At 39.7% G+C, this 14,833-nt stretch carries 14 protein-coding genes; 6 read left to right on the top strand and 8 right to left on the bottom strand.

Going from position 1 to position 14,833, the window contains the following annotated elements; translation table 11 throughout:
* Positions 1-21: 21 nt before the first annotated feature.
* The 5 genes from IA57_RS10135 to IA57_RS10115 all read right to left on the bottom strand — a co-directional run bounded on the left by IA57_RS10135 (position 22) and on the right by IA57_RS10115 (position 5,214).
* Complete coding sequence (locus tag IA57_RS10135) at positions 22-585, bottom strand: YceI family protein (RefSeq protein WP_036122818.1); 564 nt, start codon at positions 583-585, stop codon at positions 22-24.
* Positions 586-710: 125 nt separating this feature from the next.
* A complete protein-coding gene (locus IA57_RS10130; protein WP_036123349.1) occupies positions 711-1,295 on the bottom strand; it encodes a Crp/Fnr family transcriptional regulator in 585 nt (194 codons plus the stop codon).
* A 75-nt stretch (positions 1,296-1,370) separates the two neighbouring features.
* Positions 1,371-3,278, bottom strand: coding sequence for an acetate--CoA ligase (gene acs / locus IA57_RS10125; RefSeq protein WP_036122816.1), 1,908 nt, complete (start codon positions 3,276-3,278; stop codon positions 1,371-1,373).
* A gap of 8 nt (positions 3,279-3,286) precedes the next feature.
* On the bottom strand, positions 3,287-3,649 hold the full coding sequence (locus tag IA57_RS10120; RefSeq protein WP_036123346.1) for a DUF779 domain-containing protein: 363 nt from the start codon (positions 3,647-3,649) through the stop codon (positions 3,287-3,289).
* Between the two features lie 68 nt (positions 3,650-3,717).
* Positions 3,718-5,214 carry an aldehyde dehydrogenase family protein gene (locus tag IA57_RS10115; protein WP_036122813.1) on the bottom strand — a complete coding sequence of 499 codons (1,497 nt, stop codon included), beginning with the start codon at positions 5,212-5,214 and terminating at the stop codon, positions 3,718-3,720.
* 230 nt (positions 5,215-5,444) lie between these two features.
* On the opposite strand from IA57_RS10115, the gene IA57_RS10110 reads away from it, so the two are divergent.
* Together IA57_RS10110 and IA57_RS10100 are read left to right on the top strand one after the other, a co-directional pair.
* Positions 5,445-6,362, top strand: coding sequence for an AraC family transcriptional regulator (locus tag IA57_RS10110; protein WP_036122811.1), 918 nt, complete (start codon positions 5,445-5,447; stop codon positions 6,360-6,362).
* A 127-nt stretch (positions 6,363-6,489) separates the two neighbouring features.
* A complete protein-coding gene (locus tag IA57_RS10100; protein WP_051881036.1) occupies positions 6,490-7,635 on the top strand; it encodes an META domain-containing protein in 1,146 nt (381 codons plus the stop codon).
* A gap of 45 nt (positions 7,636-7,680) precedes the next feature.
* On the opposite strand, the gene IA57_RS10095 is transcribed toward IA57_RS10100, so the two are convergent.
* Complete coding sequence (locus IA57_RS10095; protein ID WP_036122807.1) at positions 7,681-8,037, bottom strand: winged helix-turn-helix transcriptional regulator; 357 nt, start codon at positions 8,035-8,037, stop codon at positions 7,681-7,683.
* Between the two features lie 213 nt (positions 8,038-8,250).
* Here IA57_RS10095 and IA57_RS10090 point away from each other — a divergent pair, with 213 nt between their 5' ends.
* A complete protein-coding gene (locus IA57_RS10090; protein ID WP_036123338.1) occupies positions 8,251-9,159 on the top strand; it encodes a DsbA family protein in 909 nt (302 codons plus the stop codon).
* A 70-nt stretch (positions 9,160-9,229) separates the two neighbouring features.
* Here the strand turns inward: IA57_RS10090 and IA57_RS10085 are convergent, their stop codons facing one another.
* Both IA57_RS10085 and IA57_RS10080 read right to left on the bottom strand, forming a co-directional pair.
* Entirely contained in the window at positions 9,230-10,180 is a 951-nt protein-coding gene (locus tag IA57_RS10085; RefSeq protein ID WP_036122804.1) for a phosphoribosylaminoimidazolesuccinocarboxamide synthase, read from the bottom strand.
* Entirely contained in the window at positions 10,181-11,134 is a 954-nt protein-coding gene (locus tag IA57_RS10080; protein ID WP_036122801.1) for a PhoH family protein, read from the bottom strand. It abuts the gene before it with no gap.
* 109 nt (positions 11,135-11,243) lie between these two features.
* Here IA57_RS10080 and IA57_RS10075 point away from each other — a divergent pair, with 109 nt between their 5' ends.
* The 3 genes from IA57_RS10075 to gldG are packed head-to-tail and all read left to right on the top strand — an operon-like array spanning position 11,244 to position 14,767.
* Positions 11,244-12,080 carry an SAM hydrolase/SAM-dependent halogenase family protein gene (locus IA57_RS10075; protein ID WP_036122799.1) on the top strand — a complete coding sequence of 279 codons (837 nt, stop codon included), beginning with the start codon at positions 11,244-11,246 and terminating at the stop codon, positions 12,078-12,080.
* A 3-nt stretch (positions 12,081-12,083) separates the two neighbouring features.
* Complete coding sequence (locus IA57_RS10070) at positions 12,084-12,380, top strand: putative quinol monooxygenase (RefSeq protein WP_036122796.1); 297 nt, start codon at positions 12,084-12,086, stop codon at positions 12,378-12,380.
* 5 nt (positions 12,381-12,385) lie between these two features.
* Positions 12,386-14,767, top strand: coding sequence for a gliding motility-associated ABC transporter substrate-binding protein GldG (gene gldG / locus IA57_RS10065; RefSeq protein ID WP_036122793.1), 2,382 nt, complete (start codon positions 12,386-12,388; stop codon positions 14,765-14,767).
* The last annotated feature ends 66 nt before the right edge of the window (positions 14,768-14,833 follow it).

Raw genomic sequence — 14,833 nt, 5'->3', positions numbered from 1 at the left:
GCTATCAATCAATCATTGAACTTAAAACTGTAGGTCAGCTACAAGATCAAATTCATCGTAAATAGTTTTATCTTTTAAGTTGTCGAAGAAACTTGCCGATCCATAACGTACATCGTACTTAGCACGATCTACTTTTAACGCGGCATTGGCCTTGCTTCCGTAAACAGACAATTCAAATGTTACGGGGTTGGTGCGTCCTTTAATGGTTAAGTCGCCCTGCACTTGGTAAGCATTTTTACCTGTTGGCGTTACTTTTGAAAATGTTAAGGTTGCTGTTGGATAAGTAGCTACACCAAAAAAATCATCGCTTTTTAAGTGGCCGTCTAATTTATCTTTATACTCTCCCGATAAATCTGTCGATCCTAAGGTGGTCATATCAACAACAAATTCGCCGCCTACCAAAACATCGTTTTCAAACTCTAAAGCTCCCGATTGTATGGCTATGGTTCCTTCGTGCGATCCGGTTACCTTGTATCCTTTCCACACCAATTGGCTTTCGTCTGTATGAACTGTTTTAGTTTGTTTTTGAGCGGTTGCTGTAAATGTTGCGAATGCTATAAGCGCTGTAGTGACTAATGTTTTCATTGTATTTTGTTTTTTTACATTTTTGTTGATACAAAGTTCTTAAATATCTACATGACTCAAAATAAACCAGTTTATCAAATCATGTTAATCTAGTTTAACATTAAGGCTTGGGCTGTAAATCCTCCTTAATCATCGTAGGCCAGCTGGCTTTTTATCTTGCTTAAAAACTCTTTTGTAATACCCAAGTACGAAGCAATCATGTATTGTGGTATTCGGCGTTCCATTTTAGGATAAGTTTCCCTAAAGTACAAATAACGCGCTTTGGCTGCCATGCTAAAATTACGAACAATGCGTTTTTGGGAAGACACGTAGGCTTTTTCGATTATTTTTCTGAAGAAGCGTTCCATTTTGGGAATGCGCTCAAAAATCTCCTCGATAACATCTATGTGGAATTGAATGGTTTCGGTATCTTCGAGACACTGCACGTTAAAATCGGAAGGGATTTGTGCGCTAAAACTCCCCAAATCGGACGTCCACCAATCTTCTATAGAAAACATAACAATATGCTCCTGCCCTTCATCATCAACAAAAAACATCTTGGTACACCCCTTTACAATAAAGCATTCGGTTTTACTAACATCGCCTTGCTGCAAAATAAACTGCCCTTTTAAATACCTTCGGTATCTAAGTTTGCTAACCAAAAAATCTCTTTCTTCTTCAGAAAGAGCAACATATTGGGCAATATAATCTAACAGTGGTTTAAAATTCATGGCCATACTTTATGTAAAAATAAAAAAACACCTTAAATATATAAGGTGTTTTTTTAAAATAGCACGCCCTATGGCTTATAAAGCACGTTCTTGTATTTCTTGGACTACTTCTGGATTTAACAATGTACTAATGTCGCCAAGATTGGACGTGTCTCTTTCTGCTATTTTACGTAAAATGCGGCGCATAATCTTACCACTTCTGGTTTTAGGCAAGGCGCTGGTAAACTGTATTTTGTCTAGTTTGGCAATAGGGCCAATTCTGTCGGATATCAATTGGTTAATCTCTTTTCGTAAATTATCGTGCATCCTGCTCTCGCCTACTTCCTTTAAAGTAATGTAGCCATACAATGCAGAGCCCTTAACCTCATGCGGGAAACCTACGATAGCACTTTCTGCCACAGCCGGGTGTTCGTTTATGGCATCTTCTATGGGCGCTGTTCCTAAATTATGCCCCGATACGATAATAACATCATCTACACGACCGGTAATACGGTAATACCCCACTTCGTCCCGAAGGGCACCATCGCCCGTAAAATACATGTTTTCAAACGTTGAAAAGTAGGTGTCCTTATAACGCTGGTGGTTCCCCCAAATGGTGCGCGCTATACCGGGCCAAGGAAATTTAATACATAAACGTCCTTCTACCTGGTTGCCTTTTAGCTCATTACCCGTCTCATCCATTAAAGCAGGCTGAACACCAATAAAGGGCAAAGTTGCGAATGTTGGTTTGGTTGGTGTTACAAATGGAATGGGTGTAATCATCATGCCGCCTGTTTCGGTTTGCCACCAAGTGTCTATAATAGGGCTTTTGTTTTTCCCTACTACATCGTTGTACCAATGCCAAGCCTCTTCGTTAATAGGCTCGCCCACAGACCCCAACACTTTTAAAGACGACAAATCGTATTTCTCAACCAATTCGGCACCTTGCTTTGCCAAAGCCCTAATGGCTGTTGGCGCGGTATAAAACTGATTTACTTTATGCTTTTGCACAATGTCCCAGAATCTACCAAAATCTGGGTAGCTTGGCACACCTTCGAACATTACCGAGGTTGCCCCATTGGCCAAAGGCCCATAAACAATATAGCTATGCCCTGTAATCCAACCTATGTCTGCCGTACACCAAAACACATCATGTTCTCTGTACTGAAAGGCATTTTTAAACGTATAAGCGGTATAAACCATATACCCTGCTATGGTATGTACCATGCCTTTTGGTTTTCCTGTAGAACCCGAGGTGTATAAAATAAACAAGGGATCTTCAGCATCCATAATTTCCGGATCACAATCGTGATAGGCATCGTCCAATAACGGCTGTAACCAATAATCGCGATTAGGTTTCATTTCTATAGCGCTATTAATGCGTTTTGCCACAAGCACTGTTTTTACCCCTGGGCAACTTTCCAATGCTTCGTCTACAATTCCTTTTAAATCTATGGTTTTAGCACCTCTATACGAGCCGTCTGCCGTAATTACCAATTTACAATCGCTATCGTTTATTCGTGTTGACAATGCTTTTGAAGAAAAGCCTGCAAATACCACAGAGTGTATTGCACCTATTCTGGCGCAAGCCAATATTGCTACGGTAAGTTCTGGAATCATGGGCACATAAATGCATACCCGATCGCCTTTTTTAACTCCTTGATCTTTTAGCACATTGGCAAACCGACAAACCCTATCGTGCAATTCTCTATAGCTAATATGCTGGGTTGCCTCTTCGGGGTTGTTTGGTTCAAAAATAATGGCGGTTTTGTCTCCTCTGGTGTAAATATGCCTATCGATGCAGTTTTCAGTAATGTTTAGCTTGGCCCCTTCAAACCATTTTATTTCTGGCTTAGCAAAGTCCCAACTTAAAACCTTATCCCATTTTTTTCGCCATAAAAAATGCTCTTCAGCTATTTCTTCCCAGAAAACTTCTGGATTGCGAACAGATTTACGATAAACTTGATAATATTCTTCTAAATGTTTTATGTGGTAATTACTCATGTGTTTTTTTAAGTTTGCTTTTTATTAAAGTGGTTTTCCTCTTCTTGCGTTAATAGTCTGGATTTTATAATAAAACGCAGCCCTAAGGGAATTTCTAACGAAAAACTAGCACCACGCCCTTCGGTGATGTCTATGGTAAGGTGGGTGTGTTTCCAATACGCAAACTGATCTTGGTTCATATAAAAATTAACCCCTTCCACCTGCCCTAAAAGCACATCGCTCTCGTCCAGATACATGTCGCCTTTTTCAAAAATCATTGGTGCCGACCCATCACAACAGCCGCCACTTTGATGAAAAATCAAGTCGCCATGTTTTTCCTTAAGCTGATTTACAACTGCTGCTGCCTGTTTTGTTATTGCTACGCGTTCCATATCTATAAATTTAATAAAAAAAGGCTGAACCATAAGTATTCAGCCCTACTATTAATCAACGCCTTCTATTAAAAGAATCCCAATTTATTTTTGTCGTATGAAATAAGCATGTTTTTTGTTTGGCGGTAGTGCGACAGCATCATAAGGTGGTTCTCTCTACCGAAACCAGATTTTTTATACCCGCCAAACGGTGCATGTGCTGGGTAAGCATGGTAACAGTTTACCCAAACACGCCCTGCTTTTATGGCACGTGGTATTTGGTACAATTGGTGCGCGTCGCGGGTCCACACTCCTGCCCCCAAACCGTAAAGGGTATCGTTAGCAATCTCTAAGGCTTCGGCTTCATCCTTAAATTTGGTTACACAAACTACTGGACCAAAAATCTCTTCTTGGAACACGCGCATTTTATTATGGCCTTCTAAAATGGTAGGTCTTATGAAATAGCCTTTAGCCAAATCGCCATCTTTATTGGCCTCGCCACCACAAAGTACTTTAGCTCCTTCTTCCTTACCTATATTTATGTACGATTGTATTTTTTCGTACTGGTCGTTAGAGGCTTGAGCCCCCACCATTGTATTCACATCGTAAGGATTGTCCTGAACAATAGCTTTTGTACGAGCCACTACACGCGCCATAAATTTATCGTAAATATCCTCCTGCACCAATATACGGGACGGGCAGGTACACACCTCGCCTTGGTTAAAGGCAAACAGCACAGCGCCTTCAATGGCTTTATCTAAAAAAGCATCGTCTGCATCCATCACACTGTTAAAGAAAATATTTGGCGACTTCCCACCCAATTCCATTGTTACGGGATTTAGGTTTTTAGAAGCGTACTGCATAATAAGTTGTCCTGTTGTAGTTTCGCCAGTAAACGCTACTTTATCTACACGCGAGCTGGACGCTAGAGGCTTACCTGCTTCTGGACCAAAACCATGAACCACATTTACCACACCCGGAGGGAATACATCGGCTATTTTCTCCATTAATAAGGTTGCCGATGCTGGTGTTTGCTCTGCGGGCTTTAATACCACACAGTTTCCTGTGGCTAGTGCAGGTGGCAATTTCCACGATAACATTAACAATGGGAAATTCCATGGGATAATTTGCCCCACAACCCCTAAAGGCTCTTTAATATTCATGGACAGCGTGTTGGCATCCAACTCGGTAGCCGAGCCTTCTTCGGCACGAATACAAGCCGCAAAATAACGCCAATGGTCTACAGATAAAGGCACATCGGCATTTAAGGTTTCGCGAATGGGCTTACCGTTGTCGCAGGTTTCTACCAACGCGAATGTTTCTAAGTTGGCCTCAATAATATCGGCTACTTTATTCAACAAAGCGGCCCGCTCTGCTGCCGGGGTATTGCCCCAACTTTCTTTAGCAGCATTTGCAGCATCTAATGCGAGTTCTACATCTTCTTTTTGCGATCTTGGATATTTGGCAATCAAGCTGTTGTCTATTGGCGATCGGTTTTCAAAATAATCGTCGCCTACGGGCTCTACAAATGCGCCATTTATAAAGTTGCCGTACTTTTCTTTAAATTCTGGTTTAGAATAACTCATAATATTTTTAATTAAATTATTAATTTGCTAAAAATCAAAACATTAACACCAGTAAAGATATTCTTAATTTTTTACAATTATGACACCGTTAACAGGTTTTAACTGACTTATTTTTTAATTTTTATAAAGTTATTTTATGAATTCCTAAAAATCTTGAACATATTTATTAAATTGTTGAACATATCTATCACACTTAATAAAAACAGCTGCTTTTTTTTGTAATATTGAGTATGCAACATCTTTTAAAAAACCATAGAGCCCATAGAAAACTAACAACCTTAGTAGAAAACAGAACCACATACAATGCCGAGTATGCTGAGTTGAACATTTTTGAAACTTATGAATACGCCGAAAAAGTAGCTTTAAAGTTCGATTTTCCCGTTATTGCAAGCATGCTTACTGGAAAAAAGGTGATGCATATTGATGGGTTACCTGCCTTTGATTTTTTCCCTGGCGAATCTGTTGTTATGCCTACCAACAAGGAAATGATTATCGATTTTCCGTTGGCCAGAAAAGAGACGCCCACACAATGCCTGGCTCTTGGTATTGACCACTCTAAAATTGATGAAGTGGTCGAAAAGTTTAATCACCATACAAGTATTGAACGCGAAAACAACAACTGGACCCTAGACCACAATGCCTCGCACTTAATAAACAACACCGATGTTAACCATTTAATCGAACGCTTGGTCTACACCTTTACCAACAACAACACCTCTAAAGATGTTTTATTAGATTTAATGATACAAGAACTTATTGTACGCTTGCTACAAACCAAGGCCAAGGCTTTTTTACTTAATCATACCGACAATATTTTTAGCGACACCCGCATTGGCATGGTGATTAAATACATTAAGGAGAATCTGACCAACAAAGACATTACCGTTGATCTGCTTGCCGAAAAAGCCTGTATGAGCACGTCTCATTTTCATAAGAAATTTAAAAACACCCTTGGCGTATCGCCTATAGATTATATCAATTCTGAAAAGATAAAGTTCTCTAAAAAACTCATCAAGGAGTCGCAGCATTTAAGAATGTCTGAAATTGCTTTTAAATCAGGCTTTAACAACACCAGCTACTTTAACCGCCAGTTTAAAAAAATGGAAATGATGACACCACAGCAGTTTAAAACCTCTATAAGCAAATAAAAACAGGGGTTTTAGCTCCTTTTCTAACCAAAAATCTACATGCTCTTAATCGCCCCTTGCACGGCTGCTTAAGTTTTATATTTATTATATTAGCCTATAAGCAACGCCTTAAAAAAACACTAAAACCATGAAAAAAATTGTTTCAATTACATGTTTTGCCCTAGCCTTAATTTTACAATCGTGTGTTTCAAACGACAAACAAACAAGCGACGCATTGTACAATACAACTTGGGAACTGGAATTTCTTGCCGAGACCAATTTTCAAGAAGCATTTCCCAACAAAAAACCTTACCTAACGTTTAACAAAGAAACACAGCAGGTAGCAGGCAATAACAGCTGCAATGGGTATACAGCGCCTTATAAACTAACTGAAACAACCATTACTTTTGGCACTCCTGGACCAACTACCATGATGTATTGTGGCGAAGGCGAACGTCTCTTTTTAAATGCCATGAAAAAGGTAAATGCCTTTAGCTTCGATTTGGAAGGCAAGCTAACCCTCATGGCTAATGAAGCGCCTTTATTGCGGTTTAAAGCAATAGATTCTGCGGCAAAGGAAACGCCAAACACAAAAAATACAACAAGCAGCAACTCCTTAAGCGAGGAAAACAAAGCAACAGACGTTTATTTTAAAGCCAACGGCACCGAACCTTTTTGGCAGTTAAGCATAACAGACAAAATTATTAAGCTTAAAATGCCCAACGACTCAATTTTAACCCCACACGCAACACCCGATTATGCACAGGACAGCAATGTTAAGCGCTATGCTTTACAAACCGAGTTGGCCGAGGTTTATATTCAAATTAGTCAGAAAGACTGCAACAATTCTATGTCGGGTAAAACTTTTCCCTATTCGGTAAGTATAGATTATAAAAAAGGAAAAGCCACCCAATTTACCAAACTAGAGGGCTGTGGCCAATACATTACCAACTACAGGTTGCACGATATTTGGGTTTTAGAAACTCTAAATGGGCAAGCGGTTACCAAAGAAGCCTTCGGAAAAACGCTACCATCAATGGAAATAAACGCCAACGAAAATTTATTTATGGGATTAACGGGGTGTAATACCTTTAAAGGCAAGTTGTTTTCAGAAAGAAACAAGCTTCGTTTTACAAACATGGCCATCACAAAAAAAATGTGTTTGCCAGACAATAAAAAGGAACAAGAGTTTATCCTTGCTCTAGAGCGTACAACAACCTACAGCATAGGCAATAACCGCTTAACGCTTTCTAATCCTGATAACGAGTTGCTGGTATTTAAAAAAATAGATTAACAAACCCTAATAGAAAAGCAGACATTGGCGGCAAATAGCCTAAATTTAGTTTGTTATGGTATTGCGGTATGCCACTCCCCAATGGGCAATTTCGTCAATAATAGGGCGTAGTGTTTTCCCATAATCGGTCAAGGCATATTTTACCGTTATGGGTTTGGTATCCATAACCGTGCGGCTTATTAACTTATTCATTTCCAAATCTTTCAATTCTTTTGAAAGCATTTTGGCACCAACCCCATCAATCTCGCGTTGCAATTCCATAAAGCCAAGCGACTGGCCCTCTAACAAGGTGCCTATTATATGAAACTTCCATTTTCCAGACAACAAATCCATGGTGTCGGTAATGGCGCGTATTTTCATTTTACAAACCGTCGTGTTATTTACAAAAGCTTCTTTTTTCATTATAATATCTTGTACATTCTAGCGTCTGCAAAGATAGCCTTAAATTAAGTGAGTTTCCAAAAGGAAAGTACTTTCCCAAAGGAAACCTATGGTAACTAAGCTGTATTTTATAAATATTTTTGTTTTGAAAAACAAGTCATGCCCATGAGACTTTTATTGATTTTATGTTTAACAAGCATCTTAACAGGATGCCAAACCTCAAAAAAACAAGCCATGAAAACAGACAACCCTTTACTATGCGACCCAAAAGAAGGGCTATGCGAACTGCCTACAACCAAGGACGCCCATGCCGAGACCGCAGAGAATATCGTGACCGAAAAAACCAAAATCGTTTATTTTACCGATCCTATATGCTCTTCCTGTTGGGGTATTGAGCCACAATTACGCAAACTAAAGTTAACCTACGGTTCCCATATAGATATCGAGTACCGAATGGGAGGCCTACTTCCCAATTGGAGCTATAATAGCGGCGGCATAAGCAAACCTGCAGATGTGGCCGAACACTGGGACGAGGTTAGTGTGTATTACGACATGCCTATAGATGGCGATCTTTGGCTGGAAGACCCTTTACATTCATCTTACCCGCCTTCAATAGCATTTAAGGCTGCCGAGTTACAAAGCAAAGAAAAAGCTCTTTTATTTTTAAGGGAGATTAGGGAAATGGTTTTCCTAAAAAAGCAAAACATTGCCAAATGGGAGCACCTAGAAACTGCAGCCATAGAAGTAGGCCTTAACCCATTACAATTAAAAGCAGATTTTAACGGCCAAGCACAAAAACTTTTTGAAGAAGACCTAAAAATAGCCAGAGCCTACGGCGTTAGAGGATTCCCTTCCATGTACTTTGTAGACCAATCTGGAAACCATGAAATTGTATATGGCGCTAGACCTTTTGAGCAATACCAAGAGGCCCTTTTAAAAATTAACCCTGCATTAGAGCAAACGGCCTATAAAAAAGATTGGGCGGCTTTATTCTCAAAACATCAATCGTTAACAGCCAAAGAGTTTTCTGTACTTTCTGAAACAGATAGAATAGCGAGTGAAAACATGCTTGATAAGTTAACTTCTGAAGGAAAGCTAGAAAAGCTTTCAACTAAAAATGGTGCCCTTTGGCAATTAAAGTAAATCTTTCTACTTGTAGTTTCAATTCCCCTAAGCTTTATGTTTTAGCCTAGGGGAATGTTTTTTTAAACAACTAGGGTTTTAAATACGCCAAAACGTGTGTTTCTATGCGTTCTTGAATGTTTGAAACGTCGGCTTTTACAAACGTTTCCCCTGTAATATGCTCGTATAGCTCTATGTAGCGCTCGCTTACCGTTTTAATATACGCATCGCTCATTTCTGGAAGCACCTGCCCTTCAAGCCCTTGAAACCCATTGGAAATTAACCACTGGCGTACAAACTCTTTAGAGAGTTGTTTTTGGGCTTCACCCTTATCTTGACGTTCTTGATAGCCTTCGGTGTAAAAATAACGCGAAGAATCTGGCGTATGAATTTCATCGATAAGCACAATCTTGCCGTCTTTGGTTTTTCCAAATTCGTATTTGGTATCTACTAAAATCAAACCTCTTGAGGCGGCTATTTCGGTGCCTCGCTGAAACAGTTTTTTGGTGTAGTCTTCTAAAACTTCATAATCCTCTTCCGAAACAATACCGCGTTTAAGAATGTCTTCTCGCGAAATATCCTCGTCATGATCGCCCATTTCTGCCTTGGTTGCCGGAGTAATTATGGGTTGTGGAAATTTATCGTTTTCCTGCATGCCTTCTGGCATAGCAACCCCACATATTTGGCGCTTACCAGCCTTATATTCTCTAGCCGCATGGCCAGACAAATAGCCTCTAATCACCATTTCTACCTTAAACGGTTGGCACAACTGCCCTACCGCAACATTGGGGTCTGGCGTGGCTGTTAACCAATTGGGCACCAGATCTTCTGTTGCCTTCATCATTTTTGTAGCAATCTGGTTAAGAATTTGCCCTTTGTAGGGAATGCCTTTGGGCATAACCACATCAAAAGCACTTAGCCTATCGGTGGCTATCATAACCAATTGCTCGTCATTAATATTATAAACTTCACGTACTTTCCCTTTATAAACACTTTTTTGTCCAGGAAAATTAAAGTTGGTTTGTGTTATGGTATTATTCATTTATTCTCTATTCTCTATACTTTTATAAGCTTCTATAATCTTTTTAACCAATTTATGGCGAATCACGTCTTTATCGTCCAGAAATACAATGCCCACGCCTTTTACATCCTTTAACACCAAAAGAGCTTCTTTTAAGCCTGAAATGGTTCGGCGGGGCAAATCGACCTGTCCAGGATCGCCTGTTAGCATAAATTTGGCGTTTTTTCCCATACGTGTTAAAAACATTTTCATCTGGTTGTGGGTGGTGTTCTGGCCTTCGTCTAAAATAACAAACGCATGGTCTAGTGTACGCCCACGCATAAAGGCTAACGGCGCTATTTGTATGGTACCGTTTTCAATATAATGGGCTAGCTTTTCGGCGGGTATCATGTCGCGCAACGCATCGTAAAGCGGTTGCATGTAGGGGTCTAATTTTTCTTTTAAATCGCCTGGTAAAAACCCGAGGTTTTCTCCTGCCTCTACTGCCGGTCTTGTTAAAATAATGCGTTTAACCTCTTTATTTTTTAACGCCTGTACGGCTAGGGCTACGCCAGTGTAGGTTTTTCCTGTTCCGGCCGGGCCTATGGCAAATACCATGTCGTTGTTCCGAATGCTCTCAACCAGTTTTCTTTGGTTAACGGTTTGCGCTCTAATTAGGCGGCCATTAACGCCATGAACAATAACCTCACCACTTTGCGAACTGGTTTCGTAATCATCCCTGCTTTGGCTGGTTAACACCCGTTCTATTATGTTTTCGTCTAGCTTATTATACTTTACGTAATGCTCCATGAGCATGTTAAAGCGCCTATCGAACTCTTCGAGTAAATCCTCATCGCCATAGGCTTTGATTTTGTTTCCTCTGGCAACAATTTTTAATTTTGGAAAGTATCGTTTTAAAAGTTCGATGTTGGCATTTTGGGCTCCAAAAAATTCTTTAGGAGATACCTCTTCAAGTTCTATGATGATTTCGTTCAAAAGCTAAGCAATTTAATTAATTTTTTCAGTTAAGTTTTATTAGATTTGCCTTACAACAAAGCTACACAATTTTACGTTGGGTTAAGTTAAAAAAATATCAACAATCTTTATGGCAATAATTACATTAACAACCGATTTTGGTGAAAAAGACCACTTTGCGGGGGCGGTTAAAGGCGCCATATACAGCGAGCTATCGGAGGTTAAAATTGTTGATATCTCGCATGCCATATCGCCATTTAACATTCCCGAGGCGGCCTATATCATTCAAAACGCGTTTAGCAGTTTTCCTAAAGGTACCATTCATATTATTGGGATAGACTCTGAATTAACGGTTGAAAACAAACACATTGCCCTAAAACTGGACGGGCATTATTTTATTTGTGCCAACAATGGTATTATGAGCATGATTTGTGCTGAAATTGCACCAGAAAAAATTGTGGAGATTAACATACACGATAAAATACAAAGCAGTTTTCCTGTGCTTGATGTGTTTGTAAAAGTGGCTTGCCACATTGCCCGTGGCGGCACATTGGAGGTTATTGGCAAAGCCATAACCCAAATAAAGCCCATAAAAAATCTGCACCCGTTTTTAAATGAAGAAAACAATCAGATTATAGGAAGTGTTGTTTACGTTAATAACTACGGAAATGTGGTTACCAACATAAAAAAAGGATTTTTTGAAACCACTCGAAAGGGGCGGGATTTTGAAATTTATGCCCGAAACCATATGTTTAAAAAAATTCATGAAAAATACAGCGATATTGTAAACTTCGACATCCCTATTGAAAAACGCCAAGACGAAGGCAAGGGGGTGGTTGTTTTTAATGCCTCTGGTTATCTGGAAATTGCCATTTACAAAAGCAATAGCAAAACTTCTGGAAGCGCCTCGACCCTTATGGGACTAAACCAAATGGATACGATTACCGTTAACTTTAAAAATGAATAATTTATGTTAGTTCGCATTGTAAAAATGGGATTCGACCCTTTAAAAACAGACACCTTTCTCGCTAATTTTGAAGCCGTAAAACAGCACATCAGAGATTTTGAAGGCTGTATGTTTTTAGAACTTTACCGCGACAAACAATACCCTCATATATTCTTCACCTATAGCTATTGGAAAAGCGAGGCCGATTTAGAGCGCTATAGGCACTCTGCGCTGTTTAAAAGTGTTTGGGCTAAAACCAAACCCCTGTTTAATACCAAGCCAGAAGCTTGGAGCGTTGATAAACTTCACAGTCTAAAATAACGTTTATGTTTGCCATTCTTAAAAAAGAAATCAATTCGTTTTTTGCATCGCCAATAGCCTATTTGGTCATTGCCATTTTCCTACTGCTAAACGGGTTATTTTTATGGTTGTTTAAAGGTGAGTTCAATATTATTGATAGTGGGTTTGCCAGCTTATCGCCCTTTTTTCTTTTAGCGCCGTGGATTTTAATTTTTCTTATTCCCGCGGTTACCATGCGTTCGTTTTCCGAAGAAAAAAAACAAGGCACCCTCGAGCTTTTGCTTACAAAACCCATTGGCCTGTTTAAACTTGTTCTGGGGAAGTTTTTAGGTAGCTTTATTTTAATTGTTATCGCCTTAACACCTACCCTACTGTATGTGTTTACCGTGCACCAATTGGGCAATCCCGTAGGGAATTTAGATTTAGGAAGCACCGTTGGGGCTTACTTTGGGCTTTTATTTCTTGTGGCCTCCTATACCAGTATGGGCATATTCTCATCGGCAGTTACCAACAATCAAATTGTTGCATTTATCCTAGCCGTTTTCTTGTGCTTTTTGTTTTATATTGGTTTTGAAGGGGTTGCCGACCTTATTTCTAGCATCCTCGTAGAGCAATTGGGCATTAGCTACCATTTTAAAAGCATTGGGCGCGGTGTAATAGACACCCGCGATATCATTTACTTTTTAAGTGTTACCGCCCTTTTTTTACTAATTACTGCAATGCAAATAAACAACCGAAAAAAGGCCACAAAACCTTTGCCTAAATTGGTTGTTTGGGTGCTTGTTATCTTAGGATTAAATGTTGTTGGACAATATGCTTACGGCCGTTTTGATCTTACCCAGGACAACCGCTATACGTTAGACCCAGCCACCCTAAACATTATTAGCGAAGCCAAAACCCCAATTGTTGTTGATGTGTTCCTGGAAAGCGACCATTTTCCCTCGGAATTTAGACGCCTTCAAGCCGAAACCAAGCAGCTATTAGAAGAGTTTTCTACAAAAAATAAGCAGATAAAATTTAGCTTTATCAATCCCCTTGAAGATGAGGCGACAAAAAACAAAAACATCCAACAGCTAACCCAGCGTGGCTTAACCCCCATGCAACTTGCTGTCGAAACGAGTGGCAAAAGCAGTTACGAGGTTATTTTTCCTTGGGCACTAGCCAGCTACAACGGTACCACGGTAAAAATTCCCTTAATTAAAAATAAGCTGGGCGGGTCGCAACAGGAATTGGTAAGCCACTCGGTACAGCATTTAGAATATGCTTTTGCCGACGGGTTTAGCAAATTAATTCATCCAAAACGAAAAAAAGTTGCCATACTAAAAGGCAACAACCAACTGGAGGATAAATACCTTTTCGACTTTGTAAAGACCATTCGCGACTACTACTACATTGCCCCGTTTACTCTAGATAGTGTTGCCCAAGCCCCTAAAAAAACCTTAGATGCGCTTAAAGAATACGACTTAATTATTTCAGCCAAACCTACAGAAGCGTTTACAGAACACGAAAAGTTTGTTTTAGACCAATACACCATGGGTGGCGGAAAAAGCTTGTGGCTAATGGATGCTGTTGCCATGGACCAAGATAGTTTGTACACCAACTCGGGCAAAGCCATTGCCACACCACGGGATTTAAACCTTACCGATTTGTTTTTTAAGTACGGTGCGCGCATTAACCCTGTACTGGTTAACGACCTGTACTCTGCCCCTATAACCTTGGCCATTGGCGAGGGTAGCGAGGCTAGATTTCAACAGTTCCCTTGGTTTTATTCTCCTTTGGTTAACCCGCTTGGCGACCACCCAATTGTTAATAACATTAATTTGGTAAAGTTTGATTTTGCCAACCAAATAGACACCTTAAAAAACGCTGTTAAAAAAACCGTTTTACTACAAAGCTCGGTATTGAGCAGGACAGACGGCGTGCCTAGAGAGATTACCCTAGACATGACGACCACAGAACCAGACCCTAAACAGTATACCAAACCCAATCAAAATTTGGCGGTTTTATTGGAAGGTGAATTTACGTCGGCTTATGCTAATAGGATAAAACCCTTTTCACTTGATCGCGATAGAGACCAAAGCATCGCAACCAAAATGATTCTTATAGCCGATGGCGATGTTATTAAAAACGAATTAGGAAAAAATGGCCCTTTAGAACTAGGGTTCGACAGAGGCTCTGGGCAACTGTACGGCAATAAGGAATTTCTTCTAAACTGTGTTAATTACCTTCTGGACGATAACGGACTTATAAACATTCGTTCTAAGGAAATTAATGTGGCGTTTCTGGATCAAGAAAAAATTGGGCAATCAAAAACCATGTGGCAGCTTATAAACATTGTGCTCCCTTTAGTTTTTCTTGGACTTTTCGGCATCGTCTTCAATGCCCTTAGAAAACGAAAATACACCTAACATAATGTTAATAAGTTTGTTTCCTATATTAGTCTCAAAGGGATATATTTGTATTAAGATTTTTTC

Source organism: Mangrovimonas yunxiaonensis (genome assembly GCF_000733475.1).
GTDB classification, from domain to species: domain Bacteria; phylum Bacteroidota; class Bacteroidia; order Flavobacteriales; family Flavobacteriaceae; genus Mangrovimonas; species Mangrovimonas yunxiaonensis.
The sequence above is the reverse complement of the archived record's forward strand: the minus strand, read 5'-3'. Positions and strand labels throughout refer to the sequence as shown.

Coding starts and splice junctions, on each gene's coding strand:
- IA57_RS10135 (WP_036122818.1), bottom strand. CDS start 585: ATGAAAACATTAGTCACTACAGCGCTTATAGCATTCGCAACATTTACA.
- IA57_RS10130 (WP_036123349.1), bottom strand. CDS start 1,295: ATGAATTTTAAACCACTGTTAGATTATATTGCCCAATATGTTGCTCTT.
- acs (WP_036122816.1), bottom strand. CDS start 3,278: ATGAGTAATTACCACATAAAACATTTAGAAGAATATTATCAAGTTTAT.
- IA57_RS10120 (WP_036123346.1), bottom strand. CDS start 3,649: ATGGAACGCGTAGCAATAACAAAACAGGCAGCAGCAGTTGTAAATCAG.
- IA57_RS10115 (WP_036122813.1), bottom strand. CDS start 5,214: ATGAGTTATTCTAAACCAGAATTTAAAGAAAAGTACGGCAACTTTATA.
- IA57_RS10110 (WP_036122811.1), top strand. CDS start 5,445: ATGCAACATCTTTTAAAAAACCATAGAGCCCATAGAAAACTAACAACC.
- IA57_RS10100 (WP_051881036.1), top strand. CDS start 6,490: ATGAAAAAAATTGTTTCAATTACATGTTTTGCCCTAGCCTTAATTTTA.
- IA57_RS10095 (WP_036122807.1), bottom strand. CDS start 8,037: ATGAAAAAAGAAGCTTTTGTAAATAACACGACGGTTTGTAAAATGAAA.
- IA57_RS10090 (WP_036123338.1), top strand. CDS start 8,251: ATGAAAACAGACAACCCTTTACTATGCGACCCAAAAGAAGGGCTATGC.
- IA57_RS10085 (WP_036122804.1), bottom strand. CDS start 10,180: ATGAATAATACCATAACACAAACCAACTTTAATTTTCCTGGACAAAAA.
- IA57_RS10075 (WP_036122799.1), top strand. CDS start 11,244: ATGGCAATAATTACATTAACAACCGATTTTGGTGAAAAAGACCACTTT.
- IA57_RS10070 (WP_036122796.1), top strand. CDS start 12,084: ATGTTAGTTCGCATTGTAAAAATGGGATTCGACCCTTTAAAAACAGAC.
- gldG (WP_036122793.1), top strand. CDS start 12,386: ATGTTTGCCATTCTTAAAAAAGAAATCAATTCGTTTTTTGCATCGCCA.